The following is a 19,015-nucleotide window of genomic DNA, read 5'->3' on the forward strand; positions in this document are numbered from 1 at the left end:
AAGAGTGAGAACCCACCTTCCACCGCAAGCGTCGGGGTACCCCCAAATCAAAACAAATATCACAACATGTCGTTGCAAGAAGTGCCGTCTTCGGCATGACCCTCCACGGCGGGTCCGCCGCGGCGGACGGCAATCTCAGTTCCTCTTATCTTTTCTTCGACTTGTGGCGTGGGGAAGCCGGGTCCCCCTTTCCTACTTTACTTAAGTCCTAAAAAAGCGATATATTGACAGATATATGGCAAAACCTGAATTAGTCCAGTCAACATCGGGCATCCGCGGCGTTATCGGAAACGGCTTAGAACCTATAATGATAACGACTTACGGGTGCGCATTCGGCACTTTCCTAAAAAAAGGGGTTGTGGTCGTGGGCCGCGATAGTCGCCCCAGCGGCGAGATGGTCAAAGCCGCTGTTATTTCAGGGCTGGTTTCTGTCGGTATAGATGTGGTCGATATCGGTGTTGTTCCGACTCCCACCGTTGAGATTGCTGTGAAACAGCTCAAAGCAAATGGCGGGATCTGTGTCACCGCCTCGCATAATCCGGCTCAATGGAACGCCCTCAAATTTTTTAACAAACGCGGGGAATTTATCACCGCCGAAGAATATTCCCAGCTTCAGGTCATTTACACATCCAAAGATTTCGCCTATAAAGCATATAACCGCATTGGCAGGATTTCCCATCAAAGCCATTGGATAGATTCTCATATCACCAAAACCCTTGCCTTAACCGTCCTAAATAAAGTTGCGATCAAGAAACGTCGTTTCAAAGTCGTGGTCGATGCTATAAACGGCGCCGGATCACACGCCTTGCCGACATTCCTTCATGCTCTCGGCGCAAAAGTCATAAAGATAAACTGCAAAGGTGACGGCGATTTTGTCCATCTGCCCGAGCCTATCCCCAAAAATCTCAAGGGATTGGCCGATGCGGTCAAACAACACAAGGCCGATATCGGGATGGCCTGTGATCCAGACGCCGACCGGCTTGTTCTTGTAAACGAAGCCGGCCAGACAATTAGTGAGGAACTTACCCTGACAATCGCGGTTCTTGAAGTTCTAAAAAAACGGAGAGGCCCGACGGTGATAAATCTGTCCACATCGAAAACAACTGCCGATGTCGCGCGAAGTTGTGGTTCACGAGTCTATTATTCAAAGGTAGGCGAGAGCAATGTAGTACAGATGCTTCGCGAAAAGCGAGGCGTGATTGGAGGCGAAGGAAACGGCGGGGTTATTTTCCCTGAATTCCACTCTGGACGGGATTGTCTGGTCGCGGCTGGTCTAATCCTTTCGGCACTTGCAAGTAGCGGCAAAACACTCTCCGCGCTTGTGGAAACTTTTCCGAGGTATTATACTATAAAAACTAAGTTCACTCTTCCTGATGACTTTGATCAGAAGCTTGTCCGCTTTGAAACTGAATCGGAAAAATTGGTTGGCAAAGCGGAAATTGACCGCCGAGACGGCCTGCGGTTTGACTTTCCGGACGGGTGGGTCCAGTTGCGAAAATCTAATACCGAGCCGATATACAGAGTGATTGTGGAAACGAACCAACAAAAGCTGACCGGCGAACTCGTGGAACGGGTAGGGCAGTTCTTTAAACAGATGTAGGTAATTAATATGTGTGGAATAGTTGGATATGTAGGAGATAAACAGGCATTGCCGATTCTCCTGAATGGTTTGAAACGGTTGGAATACCGCGGTTACGACTCAGCCGGACTGGCCATGTTGACCGAGCGGGGTCTTATGATTTCCAAATCGGTCGGCAAAATCAAGATGCTCGAAGAATCAATCAATGGACGCACAATCGACAGCATCCATGGAATCGCCCACACCCGCTGGGCAACTCATGGAGAGCCAAACCATGTCAACGCCCATCCCCACACCGATAATAACTGCGAGATTGCGCTGGTCCATAATGGCATCATTGAAAATTACCGCACCCTTAAAGAATTTCTCATGCGCAAAGGGTATATTATTAAGACTGAGACCGACACCGAAATCCTTGTCCATCTCATCCATATAAATTACAAAGGTGACCTGACCGAAGCCGTTCGCGCCGCTCTAACTCAAGTTGAGGGAACATACGGCATCGCGGTTATTTCTTCCCTTCACCCACAGATGATTGTCGCCGCGCGCAAAGGCTCGCCCCTGGTTATCGGCCATGGAGAAGGAGAAAATTATGTAGCTTCCGACGTTTCTGCGATGCTCGAGCATACCAATAGAGTTGTCTATCTCGATGACGGAGAAATTGCTACTATCACCCCGATGGGATACAACATTACGACTATTCAAAATGTCCAAATCACGCCTACCATCGAAGAAATCTCATGGACGCTCGATATGATCGAAAAAGAGGGCTACGAGCATTTCATGCTCAAAGAAATCCATGAGCAGCCTACAACCATTCGCAACGCCATTCGCGGCCGTCTCAATTTCGAAGAAGGAATCTCCCGTCTGAATGGACTGAACCTTCAGCATGACGAACTCCGCAAGGTCGGACGCGTCATTATCACCGCCTGCGGGACATCATGGCATTCGGCTCTTATTGGAAAGTATCTCATCGAAGAAATAGCCCGAGTCCCGGTGGATGTTGAGTATGCCTCCGAATTCAGATATCGTTCGCCGATTGTCGATGACACCACGCTTCTGTTTGCAATCAGCCAATCAGGCGAAACAGCCGACACGTTGGCGGCAATGCGCGAAGCAAAAAAACATGGCGCAACTGTGCTCGGTGTAGTCAATGTCGTCGGCTCGACTATCGCCCGTGAATCCCATGGCGGTGTCTACATTCATGCCGGCCCCGAAATTGGGGTGGCCTCAACCAAAGCCTTTACTTCGCAGGTGATGGTCCTTTCTCTCATTGCCAATCTGCTTGGCCGGATGCGCAATATGTCATCGCAGCAGGGCTATGAAATGATCGAATCGATTCAGCACATTCCTGAACAAATAGAGCGGATTCTTAAAAATGAACAGGCTGTCGTCGATATTGCTGCGGCCTATTATAAGAGTAATAACTTCCTCTATCTTGGACGCGGGATTAATTTTCCGGTAGCCCTTGAAGGCGCGCTTAAACTCAAAGAAATATCATATATCCACGCCGAGGGTTATCCTGCGGCAGAGATGAAGCATGGCCCGATTGCGCTGATCGATGAAAATATGCCAGTGGTGGTTATTGCTCTCAAAGACCCTGTTTATGATAAAGTTATGTCTAATATTTCCGAGGTTCGCGCTCGTAACGGTCGTGTGATTGCTATTGCGACGGAAGGCGACACAGAGATCGCTGAACGCGTTAACCATGTGATCTATGTCCCACACACAAATCGTCTGCTCTCACCGCTGTTGTCAGTGATACCGTTGCAGTTGCTGGCATATCATATTGCGGTAATGCGAGACTGCCCGGTCGACCAACCTCGTAATTTGGCAAAATCGGTGACAGTGGAATAAGGGCGTATTGCTTTTTATTTGCCGATGTGCGAGTGCACTTTTGGCTGACGAATTCTCAGGATGTCATTCCCGCCCGCCAACGACTGAGAATCCATCTTCATCTTCGTGCAGGCCGTCCTCCATTGGCGGATTCGAAAATCTCTGGCCTGCACAGATATTCCACCTTGATATAGGAAGTGCAGTCAGTCCGCCGAGGCGGAAAGGCTGGTAACCAGTGCTCATATTCGAGCGAGACGTAGCGGTGGACTGTCGCGCATCAAGTGACCGTCATTTTCCACCCAAAAAAAGCCGCCAGCGCTTTAACACACTGACGGCTCAATCTCAAAAAACAATCGATTCTGACTATCGTTTGTTCTGCTTTTCGCTCTTTTCCGGTTTCTTCTTGTCTGCGACAGGAGCACCTGCGGCGGGTTTTGCTCCGGCGGCAGGCTTGGCGCCTGCGGCAGGTGTGCCACCAGCAGCAGGTGCGGCAGCAGCAGCTTCAGCTGCGGCTTCAGCGGTCGGTGTCTCGACCTTGATAACAGTCGGGGCTGAGATAACCACAAGCGTCTGATCCGGATCATTGAGCATCGTGGCATTGGGGATATTCAAATCCCGAATGTGAAGCGAATCACCGATGCCAAGATTGGACACGTCAACCTCGACAAACTCCGGTATATCAGTCGGCAAACAGGCAATCTCAACTTCGCGCTGTGTTGTCTGCATGATGCCGCCTTCGGATTTAACGCCTTTGGAAGTTCCCACAAAGTGAATCTGAACTTTGATGTGAAGCGGTTTGGTCATTGAGATGGCGTGGAAATCAACATGGGTGATTTTGCTGGTGATAGGATCGCGCTGGATCTCTCGCAAAATCGTCTTGTTGGCTCTTCCATCGATACTCAAATTAAAAATTGCGCTCGTTCCGCCGGCAGTTTTCATTGCCGCGCGAAAATCACGCTCACCCATCGCTACAGAGATTGGAGCTTTTAATTCCGGGCCGTACACAATGGCCGGGATCTGGCCGCTCATGCGCGTCTGGCGGGCGACACCTTTGCCGCTTCCGGGCCGCGCAACCGCGGCTAATGCTACTTCTTTCATTGTCTCTTTTATACCTCCACTAATGCAATTAATATGTTCAACTACTGTTGGACAGTTGTGGTTCGTTCTTCAAAGAGAGACGAAACAGACTGTTCATCGGAAATGCGCCGGATAGCTTCGCCTATCAGCTCAGCGCAGGTGAGAATTTCAAATTTTTCAGGAAGATTTCTTGTGCTCAAATCAACAGAATCACAGAGTATCATTTTCTTGATTGGCGAGCGCTGAATCTTTTCAATGGCTTTTCCGGATAGCACGCCATGAGTACAGGCGGCGTATATTTCAAGCGCCCCTTTTTCTTTGAGGTGATCGGCCGCCTGACAGATTGAGCCGCCGGTGTCGACCATATCATCGCGGATAAGCACATTCCTATCGGCAACTTCGCCGATGAGATTCATTACCTGCGATTCGTTCGGCGCAGGACGGCGCTTGTCGACAATTGCAAGTTCAGCGTTCAATGCCGCGGCGGTTGACCGGGCAAGTTTCAGCGATCCGACATCGGGCGGCACAATAACCAAATTAGGGATACTCATTCTGCGGAAATAATCATTGAATAAAATTGCCGCATACAAGTGGTCGTGGGGAAGATCAAAAAATCCCTGTATCTGGCTGGCATGCAAATCAAGCGTAATAATTCTGTCGGCGCCCGCTGTTGTGATAAGATTTGCCACAAGTTTTGCGGTGATCGGCACTCGTGGTCTGTCTTTGCGGTCCTGCCGCGCGTACCCGTAATAGGGCATCACCGCGGTAATGCGCATAGCCGAGGCTCTCCGCGCGGCTTCGATGAGCATGAGCAGTTCCATTAAATTTTCAGCGGGAGCGTTCGTCGGTTGAACAATAAACAGGTCGGCGCCGCGGATATTCTCATTTATTTGTACCGAAACTTCGCCGTCGGAAAAACGTCCGACCGAACAATCGGTGAGGTCAACCCCGACATAAGCGGCAATCATTTTGGCAAGTCCGATATTGGAATTACCAGTGACAATCTTAATATCTGTACGAGTCATCATCATGATATGTGATTCCGTTTGAAACTAAATATGGCGCGGCGCGCGATGATATATGCGAAGGAAGATTTCATAGTGTGCAGTTATGATATTTTTTCTGGGGCGCCAGGATTCGAACCTGGGAATGGCAGCTCCAAAGGCTGCTGTCTTACCACTTGACGACGCCCCAAAAAAAGTTCCGCAGGCGTTTTACAGCGAACTCTGACTTTTCAGTTCCGCCTCGTAGGCCTCCAGTATCCTTTTCTCCAATAATTCTCTCATCTCCTGATTGACCGGATGGGCAATATCCTGATGCGATCCATCTGGTCGTTTGCGGCTTGGCATCGAGACAAAATACCCGGTTGTCCCTTGGATGATTTTTAAACCGCGTATCACAAACGCATTGTCAAATGTCACGTTCGCAAAACCTTTCAACTTATCCTCGTCACGCAATGTGACGCGGATTTCTGTTATCTCCACGGCGGCCTCCCCAAGCTGTCACAGTACCCTACGCAGGAAGTCTGATGGGACGAACCGTGAATACCGCCCAATCATGCAATCTGCCATTTGCCCAACGCTCCGTCTCCGGGGCCGTTGAGAAGATGCCGAAAATTGTAGACCCGGAACCGCTCATGCGTACAAGAGAAGCGCCGCTGTCCACCAGCATGGCCGCAATCCTCCCTAAAATTGGATGCGCCACAAACTGGATCGGCTCGAAATCATTGCCAGCCTCAGCCAAGCAGGCAATAAGTTCCTCCGTTGTCCGGCAACCCCCGAAACTAATCAGCGTAGCTTCTTTTGTCAAGCCCATTCTAAGTCCCGCATAGGCTTCCGCAGTCGAGAGATGGAGTTGGGGAGTAACCAAAACCAACCAATAATCGAGCGGAAGCGCAATATCATCAACGACTTCGCCACGCCCTCCGATCACCGCCTGTCCCAATGAAAAGAAAAAGGGAATATCCGAGCCGATTTTGAGGCTTAGTTTTGCAAGCGCTTCACGAGACAGAGCCAAATTGAATAGGATACTGCATGCTAATAATGTCGCGGCGGCATTGCCGGAACCGCCCCCCAATCCGGCGCCTGACGGAATTTTTTTGTCAAGCGAGACTGTAAGACCGGCCGAAAATCCGAATCGGGATTGCATGACTCGATATGCTTTGCTGATGAGATTGCTTGTATCCGTTGGAATATTGTCGGCACCCTTTATTGAGATTTCAACCGACGGCGTGCTGGTGATTTCAAATTCGAGTATGTCGTAAAGCGAGACCGCCTGAAAGAGGGAATGAATGTCATGATAGCCGTCGTTTCGTTTGCCGAGGACTTCCAAAAATAGATTCACCTTGGCCGGAGAGGTGATAGTGAGTTTGGAATCGGAATGTTTGTCGATAAGCATGGTGAGAGAAAGTGAATGAGAACTAAGAGGAAGTCAAGGGTGGAATGTTGGGAGGGTGCATGAGTAATGACAGTAGGATCGAACAAAATGTAAACAAAGCTTGAAGTGGCTGACAGTTTTCAGTATATTATCAGGTATGATGACTGATGACTGAAGACAATAAGAATCCCTCGAAACCGTCTTTTCTTAAAAGTATAAAGCAAAATACAAGTGCCCTTGCAACTATTGGCGTTTGCTTCGTGACAGGAATGGGGTTACAGTGGAAGATCGACTCCGGTCTAATCGCAGAAGACGGACGCCATATAGCGCAACTGGAGACTGAAAGAGATTTTTATAAGAACCGGACAGCTGATGCCATGAACGTTGAGGACTTTTTCGCTAAGTTCGACATTGCTCAAATGTCACCGGAAGGAGACTATAGGCTACTCTTTGGAACTAGTTCGATGGGATCAATCTCGAGTGAAATTACTGGACTAATCGATTCGGCAATTAGTGCACTCCAAAATGGCGAAGAACCCAAAGCCATCACTCAGCTCAACAGAGTAATCAAAATACTACCCGAATTTCCCTATAGTTACTATTATTTGGGCATAGCAGAACTATCAACAAATATCCAGAAACGAGCAGAGCACCAATTTGTACGCGCGCATGAACTCTTCACAATTCTATTGCGCATTAGACCGAATAATGCATCCATGCGTTTGTTTGACGCAATGAGCCTTACCTATCTCGGACACGGCGATTCAGCGACTTCTCAACTCTACAAAACAAAGAAAGGAAGTCCCTACTGGGAAATTGGTTGTCTGAGACAACATCTTCAATACGATTCTACGGCTCTTTCAAAAGAAGAGCGCGTGACTTGGGTTCAGTTTTTTGATGCGCTTAATGGATTGAAATGCGACACCACAATGATTTCCAGCAGCGTTGTGGCAGTCGATGTTCGTGCACCTCTCCCTGTTATCAAATGGCCTCAGGTCTATGAATAGTTTAAGAGATGACAAAGTTTTGAATTCCTCTTTTCGTCGGCGCGGCAAAAAGGACTCGACAGCCTGAATGTCGATCGGTTCAAGAGCGCGATTCGTTTTGAGATTTCGTTGAATCATCCTTGGTTTGGTTTCGAGGCGCAATTGCGAAAGGACTGGATTCGACCGCGCAATTGCGTTTGGTGACTTAGTATCAAGAGTTAAAGAATTAACCATAAGACAAGCTCTGTAGCGAATCTTTGTTAAATTCCCCCCTGCCGCCGAACCAGCACTTCTTTGTTCTTCGTGCGGTCCGCCGCGGCCGACAGTCGCGCATCTAAGAAAAGATGTCAGGATCGCGAGGATCGCTGACCTACGAATATCGGAGAACTGAGATTGCCGTCCGCCGCGGCGGACCCGCCGTGGAGGGTCGCGTCTGGGAAGCCGTTCCTCGCAACGACGTACTTGGAATGTCTGCTCTGCTTTCCGTTACCTCTCTTTACCTATAACGGACTGGAATAATATTCTAAAGAGCCTCTCACTTTCATCATCGAATCCTCAGTTTTTTTTAAAAAACCTTTCTTCTAACCCTTTAGCCCTGTTTCAAGTATAATGGAGGATGATTTTTCTAAAATCCCTGCACAGCCAAGCCTTTGCTCTCGCCTTGCTTGCTCTGGTACTGCTCAATGGAAGTCCGTCCTCGGCCGCTCCTGCGGTCGAATTTTCCTTTAGCGTCTACCAAAAAGAGACCAAAACCACAGAGAACCGTCTCCTGTACGCCGATACCTCTGCCATCATTAAAGGCATTCCGGCCACAGGATTCATGGTTGCGCTCTCGCTCGATGTAGAAATTAATGAAATAGACAGCGCGGCTTGTGCCTTCACAACACATATAGTCACCTTCGGGCCACCCACACATAACTATTCCAAAAAGATGCGGGTCGAGTATGGCCTTCCTGCGCGAATAGAATCTCTCAAAGGGAAAAATGGAGCTTTATACAGCTTTGTCATTGTGCCGCTGAAACAACTCAATGCCGACACCACAAATTGCGGCTACAAGCACAATGCAAAAGATGTCTTTGAGTTTAAGCCGACCGCGCACACCGATTTGTATTACATCCCAAATTCGCTCGCCCAATTTCACTGGGCGGCGATTAAAGGGCTGCTCGAAGATTATTACGACCGTTTCGACGCACTAAACAAATTTACGGCATCGGGCAAATACAATGTCTACCTGACGCCGTGTCCGGTTCCATCGGTTTTATGGGACAAGCGTTTCGGCTTGGTTGTCGATCCTACTCGAAATACATCGTACACGATTCATAACAAGTCCTACAACAGCGCCGACCCGTTTGCGCTGATGCTGGCATCAATTTACCGTAACTATGGGTATGCCCCGGCATTTTTGAGCGAGGGGTATGCCGGTTACCTCTCTGCGGCAGTTGTAGATATGAAAGACTATTTGAAGAAGGGGACCAAGGTAAACGTAATAGACTTGCTCGACACCTATACATATTTAGTTGGCGCCGATCCGAAACTTGCCGACCGCACAGCAGCGACCTTTGTCCGCTTCATTATTAACGAATACAACATCGATCAGTTTCTGACACTTTATCGCCAAGCCGACGATATAACTTTGCAGGCGACAATTGAAAAAGTATACGGGAAACCTATCGCGACGCTTGAAAACGAGTGGCGGAAATATATCGATACGGTTACCATCCGAAGCGACAAATATCTTCTTTTTGCCAGTGAAGCCGAAGCTATGATTGATTACCCCCGGATGTTAATGTACAGCCAAAAGCTACTGCCGCTTGCCACAACCAGCAGAGATACCCTTATCGCGTACACAGAGCTCTCTCGTTCGTATTTTCTGTCAGGTGATTATTCCAAGGCGGTCGAATATCAGACGCTTTTGGCCCAGAAAGACACCGCAAGCGCTATCAATCGAGTGACATTGGCCGGATACAAAATGATGGATGGGCAGTATGACGAGGCGTTAATCGATCTCAAATGGGCGAAGGCGAAAGACAGCGGCAATGGCGTTGTGCAATTCAATCTCGCCGTGAATAGTATGATTCGAGGAGACAAGGAATCAGCGAGAGACATATTCCGGAAAATGGTTGCGGATACTTCTACCAACTCCGCGCCGATTGAATCCCGCGCCCTGCTCGGACATTTGCTTTTGCAGTCAAAGGTGAAAGCAGACAAAGGGGCCGCCACGAAATATTTCAACGAAGCCGTTTCCGCATTGGAGCGATCTATGAGTAGCGGCTCGACACCGGTGCCTACAAACTATCTCTGGCGCGGAATTGCCCACCTTGGGCTGGGAGAAATCGAATCGGCGCTGTCTTATCTTGAGACATCCCTTTTTCTTGAAAGCAGCACGTTCTATATCGGCATGATAAATCTCTGGATGGGTAAAGCCAATGACCTAAAAGAGGAACGCCAAATTGCCCGCCAGCATTATGGCGCCGTGTTAAGCAATCCATCTGCGGTCTATCATCAGGAGGAAGCGCGGCGCTATCTCGAAACGCCGTACAGTCAGTAATCATGTTCAGTTTTCTCAATACCGCGGTTCTCTTCGCTGCAGCCGCCGCGCTCATCCCGCTCATCATCCATCTCTTCTCCCGTCGAAAAGTCAAAGTCATCGAGTTTTCTTCGGTGCGTTATTTGAAATCTATGCAAAGGCGGCAGGTCAGGCGGCTCAAAATCCGCCAGCTCTTGCTTCTTATCCTCCGCATGCTCATTATTCTCGCGGTTGTATTGGCCTTTGCCCGCCCAACCAGGCAAGATGGCGCAATTGGCGCGCATGCCACAATCTCGGCAGTAGTTCTTTTCGATAACTCGGCATCGATGAATCGCTTTGTGGCCGATGGCAATCTATTCGATCTGGCCAAAAAACGAACTCAGGAATTGCTTGAAACTTTCGGACAAGCCGACCAAGTTTGTCTTATTCCGTTGGCCGTAGACAAAGACGAGCAATCCAAAATCGGTTTTACCACCCGCGCCATAGCAACCAAACGGTTGGCGGGGGTCCAGCCGAGCGATAGCCGGGCCGAAATGCAATCTGCGCTGGAGCACACCATGACGCTTGTGGAGAGCGCCCAAAACTTGAATCGCGAGATTTATATAATAACCGACCGTCAGCGCGGGTCATTGCCTGAGGCCGAAGTCCTTGCTGAAAGTTTAGCGAAAGTTTTCTTTGTCGATTTGCCGCTTGAGGCCGTCGACAATATCGGCGTCATCTCGCTTGATTTCGGGGGACAGCTAATCCAGGTCGGCCATGATTTTACCGTCACGACCACGATAAAAAACTACGGCGCTGAAAAAGAGACCGAGCGGCTTGCCTCGCTCTATCTTGATGACAAACGTGTCGCCCAGACTGAATTTTCCGCCGAGGCCGGAGCTGAGAGTTCAGTGAGGTTTACCCGCACAGTCACACAGGCCGGATTCCACACAGGGTATATTGAACTGTCTGATGATAAATACCCGAACGACAACCGCTACTATTTCAGCTTTCGAATACCCGAGCAGTCAAACCTGCTGGTCATCGGTGATAATGCCGGGGCGCGCTATATCTCGCTTGCGCTAGCTCCGGCCGGCATGACCAATCAGTACTGGTCTATAAAAGAGGCGACGCTGTCAGAACTGACCGGAATAGATTTTGCCGATTACGATGTCATCATTCTCTCGGGCGCGCCGACTTTGCAGGCATCATATGTGACTCGAATTCAAAGTTTTGTCGACCGTGGAAAATCGCTTTTTCTTGTCTATGGCCCGCAGACAGATATTACCAACTTTAACGCGGCCTGGTCGCAGATGTCCGGAGTCACATATTCCAATGCCGCGCCATCGCAATTTAACAGAACCGGATACTATTCATTGAAATCGCTCGATGCAGATCATCCCATATTTTCTGTTTTTGGATTTGAAGAAAACAAGCCGCCGGAAATAAAATTCTTTGCCCTTCCAACCCTCACCGCCCGCCCTGATGTCCGCACGTTGGTAACATTCACCGGTGACAGGCCGGCATTGGTCGAGACGCGCTATGGTTCAGGCAAAATTCTTACCTTCACCGGCCCCATTGAACCTGAGTATTCGGATTTGATAAGCCACGGTTTTTTTGTTCCTTTCATTTCCCGGATTGCCGAATATCTGGCCTCTGATTTGTCTTCGTTTGATGTACGGCTTTTTGTGGGCGACAATGTCGTCCGGTCGTTAACTTCTAAACGTCCAATGGCGGGCGGAGTCGAAATGCTCGCCCCCGATACCGCAGTGTATACCGTCCCGCCCGAGGAATCCCAGGGCGCATTGGTTGTCCGCGCCAAACCAGTTGAGCAGGCGGGATTATATCGCTTAAGTTGGCAGGGCGTTGAGATCGATAAATTTGCGGTCAATATTGACCCCGCTGAGTCTGATTTAACATCGGTTGATTTTGATCAGTACGCCTTGTCACTTGGAGTATCTGAATATAAAACTCTACCTGCCAATGGGAATCTCGAACCTGTGCTTGCCGGATTTAGGATTGGTCGTGAGCTCTGGCCGATATTTCTCTGGATAGCTGTTGTTTTGCTTGCCGCTGAGATGTTTCTTAGCCGCGGTTCACGTGCCGATGAGTAACCCATGACCCTTCTTGCCGCCGAGAAAATCTCAAAAAAATTCAAAGACCAGGTCATTCTTGATTCTGTCTCATTCACCATCGAGGAAGGGGCTCGGATTGCCCTTGTCGGCAAAAACGGTATCGGTAAAACAACCCTGCTTGAGCTTCTCGATGGCAAACAAGAGACCGATAGCGGCGTCCTCAATCGCGCCCGTTCCTGCCGGATTGATTATGTTGAGCAGGAAAAGACCGAGTATTTGGATTTCACGCTTCTTGATTTTGTTGCCGATGCCCGCCGTGATCTGGTCGAGGCCCATGACCGGCTACGCTCACTGGAACATCACCTGGAATTACATCCGCACGACAAAGAAAAGCTCGATGAACTCGGACGCTGCCAGCATATTTTTGAAAAGGACGGCGGCTTTGATTTTGAAAATGAAATAAAGATAATTTTAACAGGGCTTGGATTCGCCGAGGACCGTTACGCCGACCGACTCAAAAACTTTTCCGGTGGCGAAAAAAACCGCGCCGGGCTTGCGCGAGTCCTTGCCGGACGCGGCAATCTGCTCCTTCTTGATGAACCGACAAACCATCTGGATATCGAATCAACGACCTGGCTTGAGGAATACCTCAAAAAGATGAACAAGGCCTGTCTGATTGTTTCCCATGACCGAGCCTTCATGTCGGCTGTTGCGCAGTTAGTCTGGGAGTTGAGCTATAGCAAAATCGATGTCTACGTCGGTTCATTTGAGAAATATATGGGGGAGCGTATAGACCGAAGAGTCCAGGCCGCCCACAGCTACCGTCTGCAACAAGGGGAGATAAAACGGGCCGAGGAGTTTATTCGAAGGAATATGGCTGGCCAAAAAACCAAACAGGCGCAGTCCCGATTGAAATCACTCAATAAAATTAAACGGCTTCCACCGCCTCCGAAAGACGGACGCGGCCCCATGCTCAAACTCGAATCATCGGGACGCTCGTACGCACAGGTGCTCAGAGTCGATGACCTCTCGCTCGGTTACGGAGACCGCACCGTTGTCAAAGATGCTTCGTTTGAAATATTCCGCGGAGACAAGGTCGGACTAATTGGACGCAACGGTTCGGGAAAGTCAACCCTGCTCCGGGCATTAATTGGAGAACTTGAGCCATCGCGCGGGTCAATCAATCTCGGCAATAATGTCGAAGTCGCCTATTTCGATCAGGAACTCGCCGATCTGAATCTGGAACTGAGTGTTTTGGACAATTTCTGGGAAGTTGATCCAAGCGCCGAAGTTGGCCCGATGAGGTCGTATCTTGGGCGGTTCGGATTTACCGGCGAAGACGCTCACAAAATGGTTCTGACCCTCTCGGGCGGGGAAAAAACTAAACTGTCACTTGCGAAACTTTTATACAAGCCGGCAAACTTTGTTATTCTCGATGAGCCCACAAACCATTTGGATATTTTCGCCCGTGAAGCTCTCGAGGACGCCTTGAGAGAATACGATGGCAGTTGTCTGATTGTAAGCCATGACCGCTATTTTTTGAATCGTGTGACAGACAAGATCGTCTATGTCAACGAAGGGCGCGTGAAAGTATTCAATGGCAACTACGAATATTTCAAAGAGAAGACGGCTTTGGCTCAACCCTCTCCGGTCAAATCCAAAAGCACGAGTAGCGGACAGGAGTTCCGTTCGTTCAAAGAAGAATCAAAACGCAAGGCAAAGTATAAAAAGCAGGTCGACACGACCAAAGCGGATATTGCCAAATACGAAGCTGAACTCTCTCAGCTTGACTATGACCTCCACCACAACATTCCCGCCAGTCAATGGGAAAAGCTTATCACCGCAGGCGAACGTAAGCTCAAAGTGGAAAATCTGATTTTGGAACTCTACGGCAAACTTGAGCAGTTGACAGAAGAGACCAAAGACGACAATGTCGCCGATTAAGATACTTGCCATCTCCGGCTCGCCGGTCACTGAAAGCAGCACTGATTTTCTACTCGATAAAATTGCACGCTCAATCGAGACTGAGCTAAGAGTGAGACTCCGCGATAATAAAGCCGAGCTCGAGATCGTGACTTCGTCGGTCAGGCTGAACCAGCTTAATATTATTCCATGCCAGGCCTGCGGAATAGCTCCTGACCCGGACTTTTGTTTTTATGATGATGATCTCACATCGGTTTATAGACAGTTAGCTGAGTGCGATTGCCTGCTCTTTGGTTCTCCAATACATTTCGACGGCGTATCATCTCAGGCAAAACTCTTTATTGACCGCTGTAATTGCTTCCGGCCTGCTGATTTTGAAAACAAAGATCCCGAGCATGATTTCCTCAAACGCCTTCCGAGAAAACGCCCCGGTGCAATGGTGTTTGTAGGTGGAAAACATGCCTGGTTTGAGGGAGCGCGGCGGACAGTTGCCGGGGTTTTCAAATGGCTTGAAGTCACAAACGAAGGTATGATTAGCTTTGCTTCAGAGGATTATCACCTTAAAAATATGGCGCAACTCTCTCCTGACACAATAGAACAAACTCACACTCTCGGCCAATTGCTCGCCAAAAAAATAATTGCAACTCAGACGCACTGAGATGCTTCGATCATATATATCCGAACAAAGTCCTGAATCTCCTCCTCCGGTTTTGGAGGCGGATCTCTCATGGGCGGTTCTTTGGGTATGACCGGAGGGTCTCTCACCGAGGGTTTCTTAGGACCACGTGTCTTGTTGAAACTGAGAGCCTCGGTGAGTCCATGAGTCTTAGTCAGGCGTCGTTTTAGAAGCCTGGTCTGATTCAAAGCTTTTTTTTCTTGGCTTGTAGACAAATGTTACACCCGATACGGTATAGTACTTTTCGAAATAGTTTTTCATACTGTATATAACAGCAAAACAAGGGATGTTGCTATCGCCCGAAGTGTTGAAACTGGGATTACATCGTAAGAACCTGAGGTCGAAGAACCGTACTTTCTACCACTTTCCCCCATCAAACAATCGCTTGGCAAGCAACATTTTACGGCATATATTGTTAACTTAAGTGTTAAAGTAGTAAGGCTGGAGCCGTAAAAAGCTTCTGTCTCTGTTCAGAGAATGAACAGATTGCCGATAAACATTAGTAACAGGAGTTAGTTTGAACCACTTTTGGTTTATCCTGATGGGTGGAGGCGGCACTGGCGAGCCGGCTTCGGGCGGAAGTGCCGTATTTACGATCATCTGGTTTGGCTTGATCTTTTTGATCATGTATCTGCTGATGATTCGCCCACAGAGAAAAAAACAAAAAGAGCTTGAACGGCTCGTAAGTGAACTGAAGAAAGGTGACAAGGTACTAACCACAAGCGGGATTTTCGGGACAATCTTTGCAATCGACGAAGAGCGCAACCGCGTTACGCTCAAAGTGCACAAAGATACCGAACTGGAGATCGTCAGATCGGCCATCGCCGCCCGAGTGGATAAGTAGTACCGAAGTGAGGAGTGACTGTGGCTGTACGACCGATCGTCATATACGGCGACCCGGTTTTGCGGGAAGTCTCCAAGCCGGTGGGAACAATAGACCGGCGCATACAAGATTTGGTGTCCGACATGTCGGACACGTTACGCAAGGCGCGAGGCCTTGGTCTGGCTGCTGTCCAGATCGGGGTGCCGATGCGGGTTTTTATTGTCGATTTGGGCGCTGTCGACATAAAGGAAACTCTCAGAGTGTTTATCAACCCGGAAATCCTTGAGACAACAGATGAAATCGAATACGAAGAAGGCTGTCTCTCATTTCCGGACATCTTCCAGAAGATCACCCGCCCGGCGTATGTCCGGGTTCGTGCGACCAACCTCGAAGGGAAAGTCTTCGAAATGAGCGCCGAGGGAATGATTGCCAGAGCGATTTTGCATGAGTATGATCATCTTGAGGGAACACTCTTTATTGACCGCATCTCACCCTTTGCCATGACAATGTTGAGAAGTAAACTCAAACGTCTGGCCACGGCTTCGTAACGTATCAGTCTTCCCAAAGTAAACCGAGCTTGTATTTGACAGGTGAGCCGGTACACTCAGTCACTTCAGTAACAGTATGAATGTAGTCTTTATGGGTACGCCCGAATTCGCGCGTGCGACGCTTGTGCCATTATGCCAAAGCAGGCACACGGTGCTCGCTGTTGTTACCGGCCGGGACAAAAAATCCAGCCGGGGCGGCGCACTTGTGCCGACTCCGTGCCGTCGCGAGGCCGACAATCGGGGGATTCCGGTTCTCATGCCGCTATCGCTCAAAGATTCATCATTTCATACCGAACTGAAATCATTCAACGCTGACCTCTTTGTGGTAGTCGCCTTCCGGGTACTTCCAAAAGAGGTATTTGAGCTGCCGAGACAGGGATCGATTAATATCCATGGCTCGCTTTTGCCCAAATACCGAGGAGCTGCGCCCATTCACTGGGCAATCATTAATGGCGACAGTCAGACCGGATTGACGAGTTTCTTCCTGAAAGAGACCGTGGACACTGGTGACATGATTGCGCAGGTGAAAGTTGAGATTGCCGCAGATGACACCTTTGACTCGCTCTATCAGAGACTTGCAGAAATGTCCGCCCCATTTTTGCTCAAAACACTCGATCTGATAGAGTCAGACTCAAAACCGGTTGCTCAGCCGGAGGGGATGGCAAGCCGCGCGCCGAAATTGACCGCATCTGATGCGCTCATTGATTTCGGCCAGCCAGCTCGCCATGTTCGAAATTTCATCCGAGGCTTGTCCACTAAGCCCGGATCGCACACAATGTTCCGAGGGAAAAAGCTCAAAATCCACAGCAGTGAGATTGTCGAGCAGGGTGCCAGCCAAAAGCTTGAGCCCGGAACGTTAATAGTGGAAAAGAAGAGACTTCTGGTACAATGTGGCTCTAATATGTTGGAGCTTAAGCGGTTAGTACCCGAGGCAAAAAAAGAGATGGACGGAGCCCAATTTATTAACGGCTTGCGTCCTGAAACAGGAGAAATTTTGGGGGGAACCCCAACGGTGGGCATGACTCTTCTGAAAGAGTCCAAGGAGAATAAGTGAAAAAAGAAATACTAATCAATTCAACAGATTACGAGACACGAGTCGCTATCCTCGAAGACGACCTCTTGGTCGAATTGCAGGTCGAAAGACCCGACAGCGAACGCATGGTTGGTGACATCTATAAAGGGAAAATTAAAACCGTGCTCCCGGGTATGCAGGCCGCATTTGTGGATATCGGCATGGAGAAGGCCGCATATCTCCACAGCTCTGATATCGGCAAAGTATCCAAAGGGCGCTACGATTCCGACGACTTCGACGACGAAGAAGCTCCGGCGGAAATTATTCGGAAAACACGCCGTGCCGGTATAGAAACTGTGCTCAAGGCTAATCAAGAGATTTTAGTCCAGGTCATCAAAGAGCCAATCTCGACCAAAGGGCCACGTATTGCCTCAGAGATTTCGCTTCCGGGCCGCTATCTTGTTATGATTCCAGATGATGACCATATCCGCATTTCCAAACGAATCGCCGACTGGGCCGAAAAGAAGCGCCTCAAAAAGCTTATCAGTCCGCACAGACCAGAGGGATTTGGATTTATTGTCCGAACCGAAGCCGAAGGCGCAACCGAGGCCGATATTGTGGCCGACATCAAAAGACTGCTCAAACTCTGGGCAAAGCTCAAACGCAAAGCAGATACTTCGCCCGCCCCCTCGCTCATCCACAAAGAAGGCGAAATGATTCTCTCGATGATCCGCGATATCTTTACCGAAGACGTCCAGCGGATAGAGGTCGATACCCGCGATGTCTATAAAAAAGTCATCAGTTTCGCCCGTCAGGTCGCGCCGGAACTCAAAGACCGCATCCAGCTCTACAAGGGGAACCTCCCCATGTTCGATCAACACGAGCTTGAGCCGGAGATCGACAAGATGTTATCCCGAAAAGTCTGGATTAAAAAAGGGGCCTATCTGATTATAGACCAGACTGAAGCCATGGTCACAATCGATGTCAACACCGGCCGGTTTGTTGGAAGCCGCGATCAGGAATATACAATTTTCCAGACCAACCTGCAGGCGGCCAAAGAGATTGCTCGCCAGATCCGACTTCGCGATATCGGCGGGTTGATTGTCTGCGATTTCATAGACATGTACAACCGCGATAACCGCCGCAAACTCTACGAAGAATTCAAAAATGCCTTTCGCTATGATCGTGCCAAAAGGGCGATAAATCCGGTGACGGAATTTGGTCTTATTGAGATGACCCGAGAACGGGTACGTCCGTCGCACATGACAACCCTCTCTGAGCCATGTCCTCACTGTGCCGGGGTCGGACGGGTGATGTCAAAGGAGAATCTGACGACAAAAATCGAACGATGGTTCATGCGGGCAAGAGCGGCAAAAAAATTCAGACAGTTTCATTTGGTCGTGTCGCCTGATTTGGCGAGCACCCTTGCCGAAAACGGTATTGACCGCTTGAGCAGAATTATGCAGGCCCATAAGTTTACGATAAACCTGATTCGGGACACAACCCTCCCACAGCAGGAGTTTAAGGTCTACAATGCAGACGACAACAGCGATATCAGCCAGACTTACCAGGTGTGACGGTTCGTACATTCCACGTTT

General features: G+C 49.2%; 15 protein-coding genes and 1 tRNA gene. 11 read left to right on the forward strand and 5 right to left on the reverse strand.

Annotated features, from left to right (window positions below; genetic code table 11):
* The first annotated feature begins 235 nt into the window (after positions 1–235).
* Both glmM and glmS read left to right on the forward strand, forming a co-directional pair.
* Positions 236–1,600, forward strand: a complete 1,365-nt coding sequence (gene glmM, locus SGI97_02360; protein MDZ4722739.1) for a phosphoglucosamine mutase — start codon at positions 236–238, stop codon at positions 1,598–1,600.
* Between the two features lie 9 nt (positions 1,601–1,609).
* A complete protein-coding gene (gene glmS, locus SGI97_02365) occupies positions 1,610–3,436 on the forward strand; it encodes a glutamine--fructose-6-phosphate transaminase (isomerizing) (protein MDZ4722740.1) in 1,827 nt (608 codons plus the stop codon).
* Positions 3,437–3,778: 342 nt separating this feature from the next.
* Here glmS and SGI97_02370 read toward each other — a convergent pair whose 3' ends face one another.
* The 5 genes from SGI97_02370 to ispE form a co-directional block, all read right to left on the reverse strand.
* Positions 3,779–4,513: a 50S ribosomal protein L25/general stress protein Ctc gene (locus SGI97_02370; protein ID MDZ4722741.1), complete on the reverse strand. Its 735-nt coding sequence runs from the start codon at positions 4,511–4,513 to the stop codon at positions 3,779–3,781.
* A gap of 41 nt (positions 4,514–4,554) precedes the next feature.
* A complete protein-coding gene (locus tag SGI97_02375) occupies positions 4,555–5,523 on the reverse strand; it encodes a ribose-phosphate pyrophosphokinase (GenBank protein MDZ4722742.1) in 969 nt (322 codons plus the stop codon).
* A gap of 91 nt (positions 5,524–5,614) precedes the next feature.
* Positions 5,615–5,686: transfer RNA gene (locus SGI97_02380), tRNA-Gln, on the reverse strand.
* Between the two features lie 20 nt (positions 5,687–5,706).
* Positions 5,707–5,976: a SpoVG family protein gene (locus SGI97_02385; GenBank protein ID MDZ4722743.1), complete on the reverse strand. Its 270-nt coding sequence runs from the start codon at positions 5,974–5,976 to the stop codon at positions 5,707–5,709.
* Between the two features lie 28 nt (positions 5,977–6,004).
* The gene (gene ispE, locus SGI97_02390) at positions 6,005–6,889 is read right to left on the reverse strand and encodes a 4-(cytidine 5'-diphospho)-2-C-methyl-D-erythritol kinase (protein MDZ4722744.1); all 885 of its coding nucleotides are present in this window, start codon (positions 6,887–6,889) and stop codon (positions 6,005–6,007) included.
* Positions 6,890–7,035: 146 nt separating this feature from the next.
* On the opposite strand from ispE, the gene SGI97_02395 reads away from it, so the two are divergent.
* From SGI97_02395 to SGI97_02435, 9 genes are all read left to right on the forward strand, one after another.
* The gene (locus SGI97_02395; GenBank protein ID MDZ4722745.1) at positions 7,036–7,875 is read left to right on the forward strand and encodes a hypothetical protein; all 840 of its coding nucleotides are present in this window, start codon (positions 7,036–7,038) and stop codon (positions 7,873–7,875) included.
* 595 nt (positions 7,876–8,470) lie between these two features.
* Entirely contained in the window at positions 8,471–10,402 is a 1,932-nt protein-coding gene (locus SGI97_02400) for a hypothetical protein (protein ID MDZ4722746.1), read from the forward strand.
* 2 nt (positions 10,403–10,404) lie between these two features.
* Positions 10,405–12,474, forward strand: coding sequence for a BatA domain-containing protein (locus tag SGI97_02405; GenBank protein ID MDZ4722747.1), 2,070 nt, complete (start codon positions 10,405–10,407; stop codon positions 12,472–12,474).
* 3 nt (positions 12,475–12,477) lie between these two features.
* Positions 12,478–14,379 (forward strand): ABC-F family ATP-binding cassette domain-containing protein, encoded by a 1,902-nt coding sequence (locus tag SGI97_02410; protein MDZ4722748.1) that lies wholly within the window; start codon positions 12,478–12,480, stop codon positions 14,377–14,379.
* Positions 14,366–15,016, forward strand: coding sequence for a flavodoxin family protein (locus tag SGI97_02415; GenBank protein ID MDZ4722749.1), 651 nt, complete (start codon positions 14,366–14,368; stop codon positions 15,014–15,016). The genes SGI97_02410 and SGI97_02415 overlap by 14 nt, the downstream gene beginning before the upstream one ends.
* Before the next feature lie 535 nt (positions 15,017–15,551).
* The gene (gene yajC / locus SGI97_02420; GenBank protein ID MDZ4722750.1) at positions 15,552–15,878 is read left to right on the forward strand and encodes a preprotein translocase subunit YajC; all 327 of its coding nucleotides are present in this window, start codon (positions 15,552–15,554) and stop codon (positions 15,876–15,878) included.
* A gap of 20 nt (positions 15,879–15,898) precedes the next feature.
* Positions 15,899–16,405: a peptide deformylase gene (gene def / locus SGI97_02425; protein MDZ4722751.1), complete on the forward strand. Its 507-nt coding sequence runs from the start codon at positions 15,899–15,901 to the stop codon at positions 16,403–16,405.
* Positions 16,406–16,481: 76 nt separating this feature from the next.
* On the forward strand, positions 16,482–17,459 hold the full coding sequence (fmt, locus tag SGI97_02430) for a methionyl-tRNA formyltransferase (protein MDZ4722752.1): 978 nt from the start codon (positions 16,482–16,484) through the stop codon (positions 17,457–17,459).
* Positions 17,456–18,994, forward strand: coding sequence for an Rne/Rng family ribonuclease (locus SGI97_02435; protein MDZ4722753.1), 1,539 nt, complete (start codon positions 17,456–17,458; stop codon positions 18,992–18,994). Before fmt ends, SGI97_02435 begins: the two co-directional genes overlap by 4 nt.
* The last annotated feature ends 21 nt before the right edge of the window (positions 18,995–19,015 follow it).

The sequence above is a fragment of the Candidatus Zixiibacteriota bacterium genome, from assembly GCA_034439475.1.
Classification (GTDB): Bacteria; Zixibacteria; MSB-5A5; order GN15; family FEB-12; genus JAWXAN01.

What these genes read in the sequence shown, in the direction of transcription:
- glmM (MDZ4722739.1), top strand. Translation starts at nt 236, where the DNA reads ATGGCAAAACCTGAATTAGTCCAGTCAACATCGGGCATCCGCGGCGTT.
- glmS (MDZ4722740.1), top strand. Translation starts at nt 1,610, where the DNA reads ATGTGTGGAATAGTTGGATATGTAGGAGATAAACAGGCATTGCCGATT.
- SGI97_02370 (MDZ4722741.1), bottom strand. Translation starts at nt 4,513, where the DNA reads ATGAAAGAAGTAGCATTAGCCGCGGTTGCGCGGCCCGGAAGCGGCAAA.
- SGI97_02375 (MDZ4722742.1), bottom strand. Translation starts at nt 5,523, where the DNA reads ATGATGATGACTCGTACAGATATTAAGATTGTCACTGGTAATTCCAAT.
- ispE (MDZ4722744.1), bottom strand. Translation starts at nt 6,889, where the DNA reads ATGCTTATCGACAAACATTCCGATTCCAAACTCACTATCACCTCTCCG.
- SGI97_02395 (MDZ4722745.1), top strand. Translation starts at nt 7,036, where the DNA reads ATGACTGAAGACAATAAGAATCCCTCGAAACCGTCTTTTCTTAAAAGT.
- SGI97_02400 (MDZ4722746.1), top strand. Translation starts at nt 8,471, where the DNA reads ATGATTTTTCTAAAATCCCTGCACAGCCAAGCCTTTGCTCTCGCCTTG.
- SGI97_02405 (MDZ4722747.1), top strand. Translation starts at nt 10,405, where the DNA reads ATGTTCAGTTTTCTCAATACCGCGGTTCTCTTCGCTGCAGCCGCCGCG.
- SGI97_02410 (MDZ4722748.1), top strand. Translation starts at nt 12,478, where the DNA reads ATGACCCTTCTTGCCGCCGAGAAAATCTCAAAAAAATTCAAAGACCAG.
- SGI97_02415 (MDZ4722749.1), top strand. Translation starts at nt 14,366, where the DNA reads ATGTCGCCGATTAAGATACTTGCCATCTCCGGCTCGCCGGTCACTGAA.
- fmt (MDZ4722752.1), top strand. Translation starts at nt 16,482, where the DNA reads ATGAATGTAGTCTTTATGGGTACGCCCGAATTCGCGCGTGCGACGCTT.